Here is a 16,106-nt window from a genome sequence, read left to right on the forward strand (position 1 = left end):
TCGATGAGGCGCATAGACCGGATCGGCGGCGAGAGCAAGGCGGCCGGGCAGGGCGCCTTTCAGCCAAAGGCGACGGACACGGTTCCGAACGGCCCGAAGTCGGCCTCGAAGCGGCTGCCGGGCGGCGCCTCGACCGGGCGGATGAACGAACCGGACAGCACGATGTCGCCCGCCGACAGGCCCTGGCCGTAAACGGCGAGCCGCTTCACAAGCCAGACGATGCCGGCGACCGGATCGTCGAGCACGCCGGCACCCAGACCCGTTTCTTCCACAATGCCGTCACGCTTCAGGATGCAGCCGGTCCAGCGCAGGTCGGCGGCGCCGGGGGCGTGGCGTTCATGGCCAAGCACGATGCCGGCATTGGCTGCATTGTCCGAAACGGTATCGGTGATGATCCGGGGCTTGCCGGTGGCCGGATCGGCGCGCAGGATGCGCGTGTCGAGGATTTCGAGTGCGGGCGCCATGGCCTGCGTGGCGGCCAGCACGTCGCTCCGGCTCGTCTGGGCGCCGGACAGGCCGTCCTTCATGATGAAGGCTATTTCCGCCTCGATCCGCGGCTGGATGAACCGGCCGGCCGGGACGGTCGCCCCCGTTTCGAAAAGCATGTCGTCCAGCAGCACGCCGGAATCCGGCGTCGTGATGTTCAGCGCCTGTTGCATGGCCCGCGATGTCAGGCCGATCTTCCAGCCGATCACGCGGCGGCCTTTCGCCAGCTTCCGGGCGACAAGCGCGGCCTGAACAGCATAGGCATCGTCCAGCGTCATGCCCGGATGGGCCAGGCTCAGCAATCCGCACTGGACGCCCGTCCGTTCCGCCTCCAACAGCCTCCTCGCGGCGTCCTCGATCTCGCCGGGCGTCATTCGTCCACCACGCCGTTGCGCAGGACACCGATACCGTCGGCCTCGACTTCCACCTGGTCGCCCGGCTTGAGGTAGACTGGCGGATCGAAGCGGGCGCCGGCGCCTGTCGGCGTGCCGGTGACGATGATGTCGCCGGGCACGAGCGTGGTGAAGGTGGAGATATAGGCGATCTGGCGGGCAACCGGGAACAGCATCCGCCCTGTGCTGTCCTGCTGGCGCGTCTCGCCATTGACGCGGGTGCACAGGCCGATATCGGTGATCTGCGCGGGATCGGTGAAGGGAACCAGCCATGGCCCCATGGCGCCGGAAGCATCCCAGTTCTTGCCCTGCGTCACGTTGAACTTGGCGTGGCGCACCCAGTCGCGCAGCGTGCCTTCGTTGCACAGCGTCAGTGCCGCAATGTGGTCGAGGGCGCGGGCCTCGGCAATGCGCCGCCCGCCCGTGCCGATGACCACGGCGATTTCGCCTTCATAATCCAGTTGGTGCGTTTCGGGCGGCCGCCGCAGCGGTTGCTCGTGTCCGACGAATGAACGCGGAAAACGGATGAACAGGCTCATGTTGGGCGGTGCATCCTGCCCGTCCTTGTACTCGGCGTTCCTGTCGGGGAAGTTGACACCGACGCAGATGATCTTCTCTGGATCCGGAACCGGGATTTCCCATTGAAAGGAACCATCGGGATGCGTCACCGCCCGTCCTTCAGCGGCCTTGCCGACGGCGCCGAGCGCTCCGGCTTCGATGACATCGCGCAATGTGCGGTATTGCGGAAAATCCGGGGACAGCGCGATCACGCCATTCGTGCCGACGGTGCCCCAGAATGTCTCTCCGGCAGATGAAAAGGTGGCAAATTTCATGCTGTCTCCGCAAGTTCCGCCAGCACGTCGCCGGCCATCGCCACATCGGATTCGCGGGCATCGAACTGGCCCACCTGGAAGCGGATGGCAATGGCCCCGTCGATGCGTGTCTGGGTGATGTAGATGCGCCCGTCGTCATTGACGCGGTTGACGAAGGCAAGCTGCGCCGCGTCGTCCAGCCCCTTCAGGCGGAAGGTGAAGAGCGAGAGAACCGGTTCCGTGACGATCTCGAAACCCGGTGTCTCCCGCAGGCGCTCCGCCAGCGCCTGCGCCCAGGCCACATGATTGCGGATGCGCTGGCGCAGGCCTTCAAGGCCGTAGCCGCGAATGAGAAACCAGAGTTTCAGCGCCCGGAACCGCCTGCCGAGCGGAACCGACCACTCGGAATAGTTGATCAGCCCGTCATGGCCCTGGGTCCTGAGGTATTCCGGCTGGATGGCGAGTGTCCTGACCAGGCTTTCGGGATCGGCAATGAAATGGGCCGAGCAGTCGAATTGCGCGCCAAGCCATTTGTGCGGATTGAAGACGACCGAATCGGCGCCTTCGACACCCGACCACAGAGAACGGAACTCGGGGCAGATCATGGCCGATCCGGCCCATGCCGCATCCACGTGGACGTAGAGGCCATGCCGCCTGGCGACAGCAATGACGGCGGCAATGTCGTCGCAAGCGCCGGTGCTCGTGCCGCCGGTGCAGGCGATAACGCCGGCCGGAAGGAAACCCGCCGCAAGGTCGGCGCGAATGGCTTCATCGAGGGCCTGCGGATCGAGGCCGCGCCGTTCGCCGGAGACGGGCACACGCACCAGATTGTCCTGGCCGATGCCGGAAATCCAGATGGCCCGGTCGATCGAGCTATGCACCTCCGCGCTTGCATAGACACGCAGGCGCGGCTGGCCGCAAAGACCATGCCTGTTTCCGCCCCATTCGAGTGCGCGTTCGCGCATGGTCAGCACCGCCGCCAGCGTGGCGGAAGAGGCGCTGTCCTGGATGACGCCTGAGAAATGCGCCGGCAAGCCGATGGCCTGGCGCAGCCAGTCCATCATCCGGGTTTCCATCTCGGTCGCCGCCGGGCTCGTCTGCCAGAGCATGCATTGCGCCGCCATCGCGGTGACCAGATACTCGGCCACGACCGAGACATCCGCCGCATTGGCCGGGAAATAGGCGAAGAAGCGCGGATGCTGCCAATGGGTCATGCCCGGCAGCACGATGTGTTCGAAGTCGGCCATGATCGCATCCATCGGCTGCGCTTCTTCCGGCGGCGAGGCAGGCAATTGCGCGGCAATGTCGCCCGGTGCCGTCTGCGCCCTGACGGGCCGCTCGCGCAGGCTCTCGCGATAATCCGCGCCCCAATCGGCTGCCATGCGCGACCACTTGCGGAAGTCTTCAGGCGTCATGGTGTCTGTTCCCTCTTGCAGCAGGTCATGGCAGGCGGATGCGATGCCGCCTGTTTGCGCGCCTGCCACGCCCGTGGCAAGCCGCTGTCGTCACGGCGCGATGATCGGCTGCGCCTTCATGTCACTCTCGCTCAGTGCCACATTCGCGAAAAGGCTGCCTTCCTCGAACCAGCTCCTTGGCGCGGGGGCGCCCCAGAGGGTCTGGCGTTGCGGATCCTTCAGGTCCCAGCGGATCGGCTCCAGATCGGGATCGACGGTCTGATAGTCCGAGCAGTAGATTTCGATGCGGTGCCCGTCAGGATCGCGGATATAGAGGAAGAAGGCATTGGAAATGCCGTGCCGGCCCGGACCGCGCTCCATGTTCTTCAGGTAGCCGGTGGTCGACATGAGGTCGCACAGGTCGATGATGTTGAGGGGGGTGGGCACCCAGAATGCGGTGTGGTGCAGGCGCGGGCCGGTGCCATTTGTGAAGGCGATGTCATGCACACCGCCCTTGCGGTGGGTCCACGCGGCCCACAGACGCCCGGTTTCCTCGTCCTCGGTATATTCCGTCACCCGAAACCCGAGTTCGTTGTAGAAGGCCACCGCCTCGTCGACATTCGGGGCGAAACAGTTGAAGTGATCGATCCGGAGCGGCTTAACACCGCGATATAAAGCGTATTGCTGATGGATGGGCGCCAGCCGGTCCATGCGGAAATAGAATTCCATCGGCGCGCCGAAGCAATCATGGGTTCGCAGGGTGCGGCCCTGGTAGTCCCGGTCCACCCACTCCACCGTGTGGCCGCGCGCGGCAAACCAGTCATGCGCGCCATCGAGATCGTTCTCGGAAAAGACCTTGTAGGCAAGGTAGTTCACCGACGGCACATCGCCCTTGTGCAGCACCATGCAATGGTGCCCGCGCTCCTCCATGGCGCGAAGCCAGACGGTGCGTTCGGTTTCGTCGGTCACCTGCAAGCCGAGCGTATCGACATAAAAGGCCCGGCTGGCCGCCAGATCGGTCACGATCAGTTCCACGTGGCTGAGGCGAACGATATTGAAGGGTGGGTAGAGATTTGGCGCGGGAACCGGCATGGCATGATCTCCTGGAAGCTCGGCGGTCGAAACGAGGGGGAAGCGGATGCGGCACAGCCCGTTCAGGCACCGAGCCGCGTGATCTTGTGACGTCCCGTGGCGAAGGCCACGTTCTTCTGCTCCATGTAGAATTCGAAGGACCAGTCGCCGCCGTCACGGCCGATCCCGCTTGCCTTCATGCCCCCGAACGGGGTCGGCAGGTGACGCACGTTTTCCGAATTCACCCAGATCATGCCCGCTTCCAGCCCCTCGGAGAAGCGCAGCGCACGCGTGATGTCATTGGTCCAGACATAGCCGGTCAGGCCATAGTCGACATCGTTGGCGATGGCGAGGGCCTCGTCCTCGTCGCGGAAGGTGATCGATGTCAGGAAGGGGCCGAAGACCTCTTCGCGCGCGATGCGCATGGTCTGCGTGGCCCCGGTGAACAACGTCGGTTCGATGAACCATCCCTTGCTTCCGACGCGCTTTCCGCCGGCGGCCAGACGGGCGCCGTCCTGCTTGCCGGCCTCCACATAGGAGGCGACCTTGTCGAAATGGGTCTTGTGGATGAGCGGCCCCACTTCGGTCGCCGGATCGAGCGGATGGCCGACCCTGATCCGCGCGACGCGCTCGGCAAGGCGGGCGTGGAACGTGTCGGCGATGCTCTCCTGTACCAGCAACCTTGAGGAAGAGGTGCAGCGTTCGCCGTTGAGCGAATAGATCATAAAGATGACCGCATCCAGCGCCCTCTCCATGTCGGCATCATCGAAGACGATGACCGGGTTCTTTCCGCCGAGTTCGAAATGCACGCGCTTGAGCGTCGGCGCGCCCTGCGCCATGATCATCGATCCGGTGCGGCTTTCGCCGACAAAGGCAATGGCCTTGATGTCGGGATGTTCGGTCAGCGCCTTGCCAGCCGTCTCGCCATAACCGTTGACGAGATTCAGCACCCCTTTCGGCAAACCGGCCTCATGGCAGATCTCGGCCAGCAGACGCGCTGTCAGCGGCGAGAATTCCGCCGGCTTGTGGACCACCGTGCAACCGGCGGCAAGCGCCGGCGCGATCTTCCACGTCGACAGCATGAAGGGCGTGTTCCATGGCGTGATCACGCCGACGGGGCCGATGGGCGTGCGTGAGGTGACATTGAGATGACCGGGCGAGGGCAGGGACTTGCCGTCGCGCGCGGAGGGCGCCATGTCGGCGAAGAAGCGGAAGTTTTCCGCGCCGCGAAGCGCCGCCTTGGACATGAACCGGTACGCCTGGCCCGTGTCCCAGCATTCGCAAAGCGCGATTTCCTCTGCGCGGGCAACGATCGCGTCGGCTATCCTGTGCAACAGCTTCCGGCGGTCGGCACCCTTCATCGCCCGCCATTCCGGGAAGGCGGCCCTGGCGGCCCTGGCCGCAGCATCGATATCGCCGGCATCGCTGCTGGCAGCCTGCGCGATCAGGCTCTCATCCACCGGCGAGCGGGTTTCAAAGGTGTCGCCAGAAATGGCAGGCCGGCTCTCGCCATCGATCAGGTTTTCGACGCCATTGCCGCGGAAACGCTCCAGATGGGGCTGAAGGGCGGCTAGGCGGGCTTGCAGATCGCTCATGAAGCATCTCCGGAAACATATTTGCGAATGGAACTGGCCTTCGGGCTCAGCTCCGGATCGATGTCGCGCATTTCCAGCGACAGCATGAAGGAGGATGAGTCCATCACCGCCGCGCAATAACGCTCGGCGGTGGCGAACACATGCGCGGTCGCCCGCTGCTTGTCCTCTGGCGGGCGCCCGCCGCGCAGACGGATGGAAATGTCGAGGAAGGCATGCCGCGGGTCGCCATCGGCGATCACCCAATGGGTGCAGGCCGTGGCACGAACCCGGACACCGGCCAGCGGGAAGACTCCCGTCTCCACCGCCGCATCGCGCAGGGCACGGCACAGCCCCGCGATGTCGAGGCGATGTTCGAGATTGCCCGAATAGTCGATCTGGATATGCGGCACGCCGTCACTCCTCCCTATTAGTTATCATGTTAAGTAATAATTCGGAACCTGTCAAGTCTGCCCGCTTGGCATGTCCGGAAAAACGGAAGATAGAGAAGCGATGGCTGAGGAATCCGACAAGCAGCAACCGAACCGCTTCGCGCCCACGTCGCGGTCGCTCCCCATCGCGCTGTTGCGTGCCCGCGAAACGGTCATGGGGCCGATTCGCGACATGTTGCAGAAAAGCGGCATTTCCGAGCAGCAATGGCGGGTATTGCGCGTGCTCGACGAGATGGGCGAGGTTGAACAGAGTGCGATTGCCGCCGCCGCATGCCTGCAATTGCCCAGCCTGACGCGCATGTTGCGCACAATGGAAGGCGAGGGGCTGATCGAGCGGCGCACGGACCACGCGGATCGCCGCCGCACCCTGGTTTCGATCACCGGCAAGGGCCGCGCCCTGATTCTTGATCACCTGCCGGACAATGCCGCCATCTTCGCCCGCCTCGAAGCCCGCTTCGGCGCCAGCAACATGAAGCAGCTTCTCGATCTCCTGGAAGAATTGCGCCGGATCGACCTGTAGGCCACGCGCACCCGGCTTCCCCGAACCATCATTTCCAGATAGCGAGACCGCCCGCACCGCCGGCAGGCTTGTCGATGGCGCCGAATCCTGCGCCTGTGCCGCAAGGGGAAACACCATGTCATCCCCTTGACAAAATTTACGTGTCGTGAAAAAAATTTCAAACGATGATATTTTTATCATCAGGGAGGCATTCCAATGGCGGTCAACGGTTCGATCACCACGCCGGACAACGAGGCGTCCATGGCTGCACGCGCAGCCTGGCTTCACTATGCCGGGGGGCTGACCCAGGCGGAGGTGGCCAAACGCCTGGGCCTGACGTCCATGAAGGCACATCGCCTGATCACCAGGGCCAACCAGGCCGGACTCGTGAAGGTTTTCATCGATGGCGAAGTCGCCGAATGCGTCGCCCTGGAGGCGAAGCTGAGCGAACGCCACGGCCTCGATTATTGCGAGGTCGTGCCAGATATCGATTCCGACGAGTTGCCGCTGCGTTCGCTCGGCCGGGCAGGGGCACAGTTCCTCCGCCGCGAGATCGAGCGCGAGGAAAACCTCCTCATCGGCATCGGCCACGGCCGCACGCTGGCTGCCAGCGTGGAATTCCTGCCGCGCATGAGCGCGGGCAAGACGCGCTTCGTCTCGCTGCTTGGCGGTTTGACGCGCAAGTTTTCCGCCAACCCCCATGACGTGATCCACCGCCTCGCCGAGCGCACCGGCGCGGATGCCTATGTCATGCCCGTGCCATTCTTTGCCAACACGGTCGAGGATCGCGACGTGCTCCTGTCCCAGCGTGGCATATCCGATGTTCTCGATCTGGCGCGCTCGGCCAGCCTGCTGTTCGTCGGCATCGGCACAGCGGAACCCGGCGCATCGCTGGTGGCCACCGGCATGATCGAGCCCGGCGAAATCGCCGAGGTCAGCGCCAGGGGCGGGACCGGCGAAATACTCGGCCATTTCTTCGACAACAAGGGCAATCCGGTCGACACCACGCTGACGGAACGGACGCTCGCGCTGCGTCTCGACGAACTGCGCGACCGCAGGATCATTGCCCTGGCTGGCGGCACCATAAAGGTCCACGCCATCCACTCCGTGCTTGAGAGCCGCCTGCTCAGCGGCCTCATAACCGATGAGCGCACAGCCCGTGCTCTCGTCAACCTGGAACCGTCCTGATCAGGACACCAACGGGAGGAAGACCCAAATGCATGAAAAGGAAAAGCAGCTTGTCGACGCCTTCGTGCGCGGCTCTGTCAGCCGCCGCGACCTGCTTCGCGGGCTCGGCGCGCTCGGCGTCACGGCCGCCACCGCCAGCTTCATGGTGAATGCCGCCGCGACCAAGGCTCTGGCCCAGAACGGCTTCGACTGGAAGAAGCACGCCGGCACCACGATCAAGCTTCTCCTGAACAAGCACCCCTACACCGATGCGATGCTGGCCAACATCGAGAACTTCAAGGAACTCACCGGGATGGAAGTCGAATACGACGTCTTCCCTGAAGACGTCTATTTCGACAAGGTCACCGCGGCCCTTTCCTCCGGCTCGACCGAGTATGACGCCTTCATGAGCGGCGCCTACATGACCTGGACCTACGGTCCGGCCGGCTGGATCGAGGATCTCAACCAGTGGATCAAGGACGACACCAAGACCAATCCTGACTACAACTGGGGCGACATGCTGCCGGGCGTGGTCAAGTCCTGCGCCTGGAACGGCAAGCCGGGCGGTGCGCTGGGCTCCGAGGATGCCAAGCAGTGGTGCATTCCGCTCGCCTATGAGCAGAACAACCTCACCTACAACAAGCGCGTGTTCGATTCCGCCGGCATTGCCGTCCCGACCAATATCGACGAACTGCTCGACGCCGCGGCCAAGGGCAAGGCTGCGATGGATGGCGGATACGGCATCGGCGTGCGCGGTTCGCGCTCCTGGGCGACGATTCATCCGGGCTTCCTGTCCGGCTATGCGAACTTCGGCCAGAAGGATCTGAATGTCGCTGACGACGGCATGCTGTCGGCTGCCATGAACACGGACGTGTCCAAGCAGTTCCACACCAAGTGGGTCAAGATGATCCAGGATTCCGGCGCGCCGGACTGGTCGACCCACACCTGGTATCAGGTCGGAACGGATCTGGGCGCCGGCAAGTCGGCCATGATGTTCGACGCCGACATTCTCGGCTACTTCATGAACGGCGGCGACAATGCCGAGGCCGGCAACCTTGCCTTCTCGGCCTTTGCTGCCAATCCGGAAGCCACCGCGCCGACCCCGAACATCTGGATTTGGGCCATGGCCATGTCCACGTTCTCCGGCAAGAAGGACGCCACCTGGTACTTCCTGCAGTGGGTCACCGGCCCCGAGCATGACCTGTTCGGTGCCCGCAAGATGGACCTCGTCAACCCGGCGCGCGCCAGCGTCTGGGCCGACGAGATGTTCCGCGACAAGCTGTCGGCCTCCTATCCGGGCTATGTCGAGATGCACGACATTTCCGCGCCGGGCGCCTCGATCAAGTTCACGGCGCAGCCGCTGTTCTTCGACCTGACCACCGAATGGGCCGCCATGCTGCAGAAGATGGTCGCCAACGAAGTGCCGGTCGACGAAGGTCTGGACCAGCTGGCCGAAAGCGTGAACCGTCAGCTCAAGGATGCCGGCCTGGGCTAAGCCCGCCGGGACCTGGGGCGCCCTGACCGAAGGGCGCCCCGCACCCCCTCTTTTCCCATTGGCGACCCCGTGCGACGGCAGTACACCCAGTGCTGCCGGCAGAAGGAATTTGTAATGAGCGACGCCACGATGAACCAGAAACCAAGGCGCGGCTTTCGCGTCAGCCGGGGTGCCTTGCCCTACCTGCTGAGCCTTCCCGCCCTGCTGACCTGTATCGGGATACTCATTCCGTTCTTCACCGCGGTTGCCTATTCGCTGCAGCGCTACCGGCTGTCACAGCCCTGGGCGCGCAAATGGAACTGGGGCGAGAACTATCTGAATTTCCTGTCCGATCCGGCGTTCTGGAACACGCTCAAGGTCTCGATGACCTATGCGTTCCTGACCGTGGGACTGGAGCTTCTGCTGGGACTGGGCATCGCTCTGCTCCTGCAGAAACGCACGCGTTTCAACAATTTCGTCTCGATCATGCTGCTGATGCCGCTGATGACGGCCCCCGCGCTGGCATCGCTGATGTGGAAGCTGATGACCAATCCCGGTTTCGGCATCCTGAGCTATTTCGCCTCGCTGATCGGGCTTGAGGATTTCCGCTGGGCCTCCGATCCGTCCACGGCCATGCTGACGGTGGTTCTCGTCGACATCTGGGTCTATACGCCCTTCATCATGATCCTGCTGCTGGCCGGCCTGCGCTCGCTGCCGCAACAGCCCTTCGAGGCAGCCGCGCTCGACGGCGTGCCGCGCCTGTTCGTCTTCTGGCGCATCACGCTGCCGATGCTGACCCCGTTCCTTTTGACCGCGACGCTCTTCCGCGTGATCGAGAGCATCCAGCAATTCGACATCATCTATGCCATGACCCAGGGCGGCCCCGGCGACAAGCTCACCGTCTTCCAGGTCGAGGCCTATCTGAACTTCTTCCAGTCGACCAATGTGGGCCGCTCGGCCGCGCTCCTGATGATCCTCTGGGCGATCACCTACATCCTGTCGAACATTTTCATCAAGAACTGGCTGCGGCTGCGCGAACGCCAGCGCGGCGAGGCGTGAGGACACAACCATGGAACATACCAGCACCCTGGAAAAAATCCTGCGTGGCACCGCCATCACGCTCGTCATCCTGTTCTTCATGTTCCCGATCTTCTGGATCTTCTTGATGAGCTTCCAGACGAACGAGACCATCCTGCGCGTGCCGCCGTCGATCGTCTTCGATCCGACGCTGTCCAATTATACCGCGCTCATCACGGGCAAGCTGGACACGGCCGCAGGTACGCTGGAAATCAGCTTCATGAAGAACCTGTGGAACTCGCTGTTCCTGTCCACGGCCTCCGTGGCGGTCGGCCTGGTGCTCGGCGTTCCGGCCGCCTATGCCTTCGCGCGGCTGAAATTCCGCGGCTCGGAGGACATCGCCTTCACGCTGCTCAGCTTCCGCTTCGCGCCACCTCTGCTTGTCCTGCTGCCGCTGACCATATATTTCCAGCAGATCGGGCTGGCGGATACCTATCTCGGCCTGATCTGGGTTTACCAGCTCATCGTGCTGCCGCTGATCCTGTGGATCGTGCGCGGCTATTTTGAGGACATCCCGGCGGACGTCGAATATGCCTACCGCATCGCGGGCCATAGCTGGGGTGCGACCTTCCGCAAGATCGCGCTGCCGCTGGCGGGGCCCGGCATCGCGGCGGCGGGCCTGCTGGCCTTCATCTTCGCCTGGAACAACTTCATTTTTGCCCTGGTGCTGGCCTCCGCCGACAAGCAGCCGGTGACTGTCGGCGCGCTGGCCTTCGTCACCGCCTCGGGCATCCAGTATGGCCAGGTGGCTGCCGGAATCGTTCTTTCGATCCTGCCGACCTTCGCCCTGGCCCTCTACGCACAGCGCTATCTCGTCGAAGGCCTGTCCCTCGGCGCGGTGAAAGGATAAATCATGTCGCTTCAACTCACCGACATCGTCAAGGCCTTCAAGGACGACGTGGTCCTTGACGGTGTCTCGCTCGACGTCGCGACCGGAGAAACGCTTGTTCTTTTCGGGCCTTCGGGCGCGGGCAAGACCGTATTGCTGCGTCTCATCGCCGGCGTGATCGAACCCGACGAGGGCACGATCCTCATCGACGGAGCGGACATGGCCGGCGTCGAGCCCGAAGATCGCGGCATCGGCATGGCGTTCCAGAACTTCGCCCTGTTCCCGCACATGGACGCGCACGCCAACATTGCCAGCCCGCTTACCGCGCGGCGCGAAAGCCAGACCGGCATCAAGCGCCGCGTCGAAGAGGTGGCGAAGCTGCTCAAGATCGACCATGTGCTGCACCACAAGCCAAAGGAACTGTCGAACGGGCAGAAGCAGCGAACCGCGCTTGGCCGCGCCCTGGCCGGCGAACCGAAAATCCTGCTGCTCGACGATCCGCTGCGCAACGTGGACGCCAAGCTGCGCTTCGAGATGCGGCTGGAACTGCCGCGCCTCCTGAAGGACCAGCAGGCGACCGTGATCTACGTGACCCAGGACTACAAGGAAGCCATGGCGCTCGGCCATCGCATCGCGGTGATGAGCGGGCACGGGATCGCGCAGATCGGCACGCCGGAGGATATCTATCTTTCCCCGGCATCCACAGAGATTGCGCGCCTGTTCGGCGATCCGGTCATCAACCTGCTTGATGTCGTGCCGGAGCGTGGCGACGCGGGTGTGCAGGTCAGGCTTTCCGGAACGCCGGTGCCGCTGAACCAGGGCCATGCCGCCTCCATCGGCCATGACTGCATCCTTGGCATCCGGCCCGAAGCGATCCGTTTCGTCGAAGCCGGCACGCCGGGCGCTTTCCCGGTCATGATCGAGGCGGAAACCCCGCTGAACGAGAAGACGGTAACGCTGGCCGTGACGGAGAAGAAGCGCGAGATCCTGATTTCGCGTCCCAGCGGTACGCCCGGCCCGGATCGAGGGCAGGCCCATATCGCCATCGATGCCGGCGCCGCACTGCTTTTCGACCGGGCAACCGGCAAGCGCATCGAACCGTCGGCTACGCACGCCGTGAAAGGAGAGCCGGCATGAGCGAGACCATGCTCCGTCTTGAGAATGTGGACAAGTTCTACGGGCCGGTCGGCAAGGGCGTCCATGCAGTCAGGAACATCAACATGGATGTCGCCAGGGGCGACATCATCGCGCTGCTCGGATCGTCCGGGTGCGGCAAGACCTCCACGCTGCGCATGATCGCCGGTTTCGAGGAGACCAGCCGCGGAAAGATTCACCTGGCCGGCCGCGAAGTGCACAAGTTGCCGCCGGTCAAGCGCCATGTTGCCATGGCCTTCGAAGGCTACTCGCTCTATCCGACCGTGAACGTGCGCGACAATATCGCCTTTGCCCTCAAGGCCGCGAAACTCCCCGAGGCGGAGGTCGAAAAGCGCGTGCGCGACGTGGCCGGCATGCTGGAGATCGGCGACATCCTCGGCCGGATGCCGGGTTCCATTTCGGGCGGGCAGCAGCAAAGAGCCTCGCTGGCGCGGGCGCTGATCCGCGATGCCGATCTTCACCTGCTCGACGAGCCGATGGGGCAGCTCGAACCGCAATTGCGCACGCTTCTGCGCGGGCGCATCAAGCACTATATCAAGGAGCGCGGCCTGACCGCCATCCTCGTGACCCATGACCAGACCGAGGCCAATGCGCTGGCCGACCGCATCGCAGTGATGGAAGGCGGCGTTCTGCAGCAATATGGCAGCCCGGCGGAAATCAAGGAGCGGCCGGCCAACCTGTTCACCGGCACCTTTGTCGGCGAACCGCCCATGAACGTCTTTCCGGTCACCGGGTCGGCGGTCGGCGACAGGCTGCACCTCGACCTGGAGGGCGGACTCGATCTCGTCTACCCGCAATCGGCCTTTGCGCCTGAGGTTCGCGACGCCATCCTGAAGCGTGGGCGGGTCATCCTCGGGGTCCGCCCCTATGCTGTGCGCCGCGCGCAGGAAGGGCCGGAGGCGCAGGTGCTGACCAACCAGTGGCTCGGCGACCAGAGCCATATCGCCGCCGCCTTCGCCAATGGCACGCTCGTGCTCGTCGAGCATGACCGGGCCAATGTCGAGATAGGCGCCAGTATCCATGTGGCGCTCGATCCGGCCGACCTGCATGTTTTCGACCCCGAAAGCGGCAAGGCGATCAGCCATGGGCAGGATCTTGCGTGATGGCGGGCGGCGGCGATCTCATCATCGGCATCGATGCCGGCACGTCCGTCATCAAGTCGATCGCATTCGACCTGTCGGGGCGGCAGATTGCGGTGGCATCGACGCCGAACCGCTACACGGTACAGCCGGACGGCGCCGCCTTCCAACCGCTGGCCGACACCTGGGACGATTGCGCCAGGACGCTGCGCGAACTGGGCGAAAAGGTACCGGGCCTGGCCACACGCACGGTGGGCCTGGCCGTCACCGCCCAGGGCGACGGAACATGGCTCGTCGGCAAGGACAATGAACCGGTCGCCGACGGATGGCTCTGGCTGGACGCGCGGGCTGCGCCGGTGGTCAGGCGTCTGCGCCAATCGGCGGCTGACATCGGGCGCTTCGCCAAGACAGGCAGCGGGCTGAACGCCTGCCAGATGGGCACGCAGCTTGTCCGCATGAAGGAGATCATGCCCGAAGCCGTCGAAAAGGCTGAAGTGGCCCTGCATTGCAAGGACTGGCTCTATCTGAACTTTACCGGCGTGCGCGCCTGCGACCCCTCCGAAGCCAATTTCACCTTCGGCGATTTCCGCACCCGGTCCTACGATGACAGCGTGATCGCAGCGCTGGGCCTGACCGACGAACGCCGCCTGTTGCCGGAAATCGTGGACGGCTCGCAACGAACCCATCCGCTCAACGAGGCGGCCGCGAGGGCGACCGGGCTGAAGGCCGGAACGCCGGTATCGCTTGGCTATGTCGATGTCGCCTGCACGGCGCTGGGCGGCGGCATATACACCGGCGGCGCGCAGGCCGGCTGCACCATCATCGGCTCCACCGGAATGCACATGCGCGCGACAACACCCGAAGGCGTGCATCTCAACGAGGAGCGGACGGGCTATGTCATGTGCCTGCCGATCCCCGGCGTCGTGGCGCAAATCCAGTCCAACATGGCGGCCACATTGAATATCGACTGGCTTCTCAAGCTGGTCTCCGACCTGATGGCAGACATGGGCAAGCCGGTGGATCACCGCGAGTTGATCGGCCATATCGATACCTGGATTGGCGCGGCCGAACCGGGCAGGGGGCTTTACCACCCCTATATCTCGGAAGCCGGCGAGCGCGGGCCGTTCGTCGACAATGCGGCGCGTGCCAGTTTCATCGGCCTGTCGTCATCCCATCGCTTTCCCGATCTCGTGCGGGCCGTGATCGAAGGCCTCGGACTGGCCGCGCGCGACTGCTACGACGCCATGGGCGACATGCCCGGCGAGATCCGCCTGACCGGCGGCGCTGCGCGCTCGAAGGCGCTGCGGTCCATCTTCTCGGCCTCCGTGAACGCATCCGTGCGCACATCGGCGCGTGAGGAAGCGGGCGCTGCCGGCGCTGCCATGATGGCCGCCGTGGCCAATGGCGTCTACGACAGCATGGACGCTTGCATCGCCGAATGGGTGACGCCCCTGCTGGGCGAGGCAGAAGCGCCCGACGCCGCGCTGGCAGGCGTCTACGCACGAACATATCCCGCCTATCGCGCCTCCCGCGAGGCGCTCGCGCCTGTCTGGGCGCAACTTTCCGAGACAGGAGACGAGTGACATGCCACGCAACGTCGCAATCATCGGCGACCATTTCATGCTTCCGGAAGTGTTCGAGGAAAAGATCCTTGCCGCCTGCGGCGACAAGGTTGCCATCCGCACACGCAAGGACAACTGGCCGGACGAGCCGATGGAACACGGCTATGCCGTCGAGGGCATGGACGGACTGAAGGAGTATTTCGGCAGTGCTGACGGGGTCGTCGATTTCGTCGGCGATGCCGAGATCATGGTGACCCAGCTTGCGCCGCTTTCTGCCGGCATGATGGACCGGATGCCGGGTCTCAAGCTTGTTGCAGTGTCGCGCGGCGGGCCGGTGAACATCGACATGGGCGCCGCGCGCGAACGCGGCATCACCGTGGTCAACACGCCGGGGCGCAATTCCACGGCCGTGGCGGAATTCACCATCGGCGCCATCCTGGCCGAGACGCGCAAGATCCGCGAGGGCCACGAAGCCTTGCGCAAGGGCGTCTGGCGCGGCGACCTCTACCGCGCCGACGTGACCGGACGCGAGTTGAACGAACTGACCGTCGGCGTCATCGGCTACGGCAATATCGGCACCAAGGTGGTGAAGCTGCTGCGGGCCTTCGGCACCCGCGTGCTGGTCTGCGATCCCTATGTCCAGCTTTCCCAGGAAGACCGGATTGGTGGCGTGGAGCATGTCGGTTTGCACGAATTGCTGGAGCGCTCCGACGTGGTTTCCATGCATCCGCGCGTGACCGAGGAAACCCGGCAGATGATCAATGCCGAAACGCTGAAGCTGATGCGCCCTGGCACCATCTTCGTGAACACCGCGCGCGGGCCGCTGGTCGATTACGACGCACTCCATGACGCGCTCGAATCCGGCCATCTGGCCGGCGCCATGCTGGAGACTTTTGCCGTTGAGCCTGTGCCGGAAGACTGGCCGCTGCTGCAATTGCCGAATGTGACGCTGACGCCGCATATCGCGGGCGCATCGGTGCGCACGGTCACATTCGCCGCCGAACAGGCCGCCGAGGAAGTGCGCCGCTATATCGCCGGCGAAGGCCCGCTGAACCGCTGCTGAGCCAATCGTACAAGATTTCCGGA

At 64.2% G+C, this 16,106-nt stretch carries 16 protein-coding genes; 10 read left to right on the top strand and 6 right to left on the bottom strand.

Features of this window, described 5'->3' with window-relative positions:
- Positions 1-59 precede the first annotated feature (59 nt).
- The 6 genes from hpaH to R3D65_RS16770 all read right to left on the bottom strand — a co-directional run bounded on the left by hpaH (position 60) and on the right by R3D65_RS16770 (position 6,139).
- Entirely contained in the window at positions 60-860 is an 801-nt protein-coding gene (gene hpaH / locus R3D65_RS16745) for a 2-oxo-hept-4-ene-1,7-dioate hydratase (protein ID WP_371276407.1), read from the bottom strand.
- Positions 857-1,711, bottom strand: a complete 855-nt coding sequence (locus R3D65_RS16750) for a fumarylacetoacetate hydrolase family protein (RefSeq protein ID WP_371276408.1) — start codon at positions 1,709-1,711, stop codon at positions 857-859. Before R3D65_RS16750 ends, hpaH begins: the two co-directional genes overlap by 4 nt.
- Positions 1,708-3,105, bottom strand: a complete 1,398-nt coding sequence (locus R3D65_RS16755) for an aspartate aminotransferase family protein (RefSeq protein ID WP_371276409.1) — start codon at positions 3,103-3,105, stop codon at positions 1,708-1,710. Before R3D65_RS16755 ends, R3D65_RS16750 begins: the two co-directional genes overlap by 4 nt.
- A 90-nt stretch (positions 3,106-3,195) precedes the next feature.
- Positions 3,196-4,176: a 3,4-dihydroxyphenylacetate 2,3-dioxygenase gene (gene hpaD, locus R3D65_RS16760; protein ID WP_371276410.1), complete on the bottom strand. Its 981-nt coding sequence runs from the start codon at positions 4,174-4,176 to the stop codon at positions 3,196-3,198.
- Positions 4,177-4,238: 62 nt separating this feature from the next.
- Complete coding sequence (hpaE, locus tag R3D65_RS16765) at positions 4,239-5,750, bottom strand: 5-carboxymethyl-2-hydroxymuconate semialdehyde dehydrogenase (RefSeq protein WP_371276411.1); 1,512 nt, start codon at positions 5,748-5,750, stop codon at positions 4,239-4,241.
- Positions 5,747-6,139 (bottom strand): 5-carboxymethyl-2-hydroxymuconate isomerase, encoded by a 393-nt coding sequence (locus R3D65_RS16770; protein WP_371276412.1) that lies wholly within the window; start codon positions 6,137-6,139, stop codon positions 5,747-5,749. The genes hpaE and R3D65_RS16770 overlap by 4 nt, the downstream gene beginning before the upstream one ends.
- A 100-nt stretch (positions 6,140-6,239) precedes the next feature.
- Between R3D65_RS16770 and hpaR the strand changes: the two genes are divergently transcribed.
- The 10 genes from hpaR to R3D65_RS16820 all read left to right on the top strand — a co-directional run bounded on the left by hpaR (position 6,240) and on the right by R3D65_RS16820 (position 16,083).
- Positions 6,240-6,698, top strand: coding sequence for a homoprotocatechuate degradation operon regulator HpaR (gene hpaR / locus R3D65_RS16775; protein WP_371276413.1), 459 nt, complete (start codon positions 6,240-6,242; stop codon positions 6,696-6,698).
- 195 nt (positions 6,699-6,893) lie between these two features.
- Positions 6,894-7,865, top strand: a complete 972-nt coding sequence (locus R3D65_RS16780) for a sugar-binding transcriptional regulator (protein ID WP_371276414.1) — start codon at positions 6,894-6,896, stop codon at positions 7,863-7,865.
- A gap of 28 nt (positions 7,866-7,893) precedes the next feature.
- Entirely contained in the window at positions 7,894-9,339 is a 1,446-nt protein-coding gene (locus R3D65_RS16785; protein WP_371276415.1) for an extracellular solute-binding protein, read from the top strand.
- A gap of 244 nt (positions 9,340-9,583) precedes the next feature.
- Entirely contained in the window at positions 9,584-9,658 is a 75-nt protein-coding gene (locus R3D65_RS16790) for a CxxxxCH/CxxCH domain-containing protein (RefSeq protein ID WP_371276483.1), read from the top strand.
- A gap of 44 nt (positions 9,659-9,702) precedes the next feature.
- A complete protein-coding gene (locus R3D65_RS16795) occupies positions 9,703-10,377 on the top strand; it encodes a carbohydrate ABC transporter permease (protein WP_371276484.1) in 675 nt (224 codons plus the stop codon).
- 10 nt (positions 10,378-10,387) lie between these two features.
- Positions 10,388-11,245, top strand: coding sequence for a carbohydrate ABC transporter permease (locus R3D65_RS16800; protein ID WP_371276416.1), 858 nt, complete (start codon positions 10,388-10,390; stop codon positions 11,243-11,245).
- Positions 11,246-12,361, top strand: a complete 1,116-nt coding sequence (locus tag R3D65_RS16805; RefSeq protein WP_371276485.1) for an ABC transporter ATP-binding protein — start codon at positions 11,246-11,248, stop codon at positions 12,359-12,361. It abuts the gene before it with no gap.
- Positions 12,358-13,482, top strand: coding sequence for an ABC transporter ATP-binding protein (locus R3D65_RS16810; RefSeq protein WP_371276417.1), 1,125 nt, complete (start codon positions 12,358-12,360; stop codon positions 13,480-13,482). Before R3D65_RS16805 ends, R3D65_RS16810 begins: the two co-directional genes overlap by 4 nt.
- Positions 13,482-15,041 (top strand): FGGY family carbohydrate kinase, encoded by a 1,560-nt coding sequence (locus tag R3D65_RS16815; RefSeq protein ID WP_371276418.1) that lies wholly within the window; start codon positions 13,482-13,484, stop codon positions 15,039-15,041. The genes R3D65_RS16810 and R3D65_RS16815 overlap by 1 nt, the downstream gene beginning before the upstream one ends.
- Before the next feature lies 1 nt (position 15,042).
- Complete coding sequence (locus tag R3D65_RS16820) at positions 15,043-16,083, top strand: 2-hydroxyacid dehydrogenase (protein WP_371276419.1); 1,041 nt, start codon at positions 15,043-15,045, stop codon at positions 16,081-16,083.
- The last annotated feature ends 23 nt before the right edge of the window (positions 16,084-16,106 follow it).

Source organism: Zhengella sp. (assembly GCF_041397485.1).
Classification (GTDB): domain Bacteria; phylum Pseudomonadota; class Alphaproteobacteria; order Rhizobiales; family Rhizobiaceae; genus Zhengella.

Bases quoted from the DNA above. Each gene is read 5' to 3' on its own strand.
- R3D65_RS16785 (WP_371276415.1), top strand. From the start codon at position 7,894: ATGCATGAAAAGGAAAAGCAGCTTGTCGACGCCTTCGTGCGCGGCTCT.
- R3D65_RS16800 (WP_371276416.1), top strand. From the start codon at position 10,388: ATGGAACATACCAGCACCCTGGAAAAAATCCTGCGTGGCACCGCCATC.
- R3D65_RS16810 (WP_371276417.1), top strand. From the start codon at position 12,358: ATGAGCGAGACCATGCTCCGTCTTGAGAATGTGGACAAGTTCTACGGG.
- R3D65_RS16750 (WP_371276408.1), bottom strand. From the start codon at position 1,711: ATGAAATTTGCCACCTTTTCATCTGCCGGAGAGACATTCTGGGGCACC.
- R3D65_RS16815 (WP_371276418.1), top strand. From the start codon at position 13,482: ATGGCGGGCGGCGGCGATCTCATCATCGGCATCGATGCCGGCACGTCC.
- R3D65_RS16795 (WP_371276484.1), top strand. From the start codon at position 9,703: ATGACCTATGCGTTCCTGACCGTGGGACTGGAGCTTCTGCTGGGACTG.
- hpaH (WP_371276407.1), bottom strand. From the start codon at position 860: ATGACGCCCGGCGAGATCGAGGACGCCGCGAGGAGGCTGTTGGAGGCG.
- R3D65_RS16780 (WP_371276414.1), top strand. From the start codon at position 6,894: ATGGCGGTCAACGGTTCGATCACCACGCCGGACAACGAGGCGTCCATG.
- R3D65_RS16755 (WP_371276409.1), bottom strand. From the start codon at position 3,105: ATGACGCCTGAAGACTTCCGCAAGTGGTCGCGCATGGCAGCCGATTGG.
- R3D65_RS16820 (WP_371276419.1), top strand. From the start codon at position 15,043: ATGCCACGCAACGTCGCAATCATCGGCGACCATTTCATGCTTCCGGAA.
- hpaR (WP_371276413.1), top strand. From the start codon at position 6,240: ATGGCTGAGGAATCCGACAAGCAGCAACCGAACCGCTTCGCGCCCACG.
- hpaE (WP_371276411.1), bottom strand. From the start codon at position 5,750: ATGAGCGATCTGCAAGCCCGCCTAGCCGCCCTTCAGCCCCATCTGGAG.
- hpaD (WP_371276410.1), bottom strand. From the start codon at position 4,176: ATGCCGGTTCCCGCGCCAAATCTCTACCCACCCTTCAATATCGTTCGC.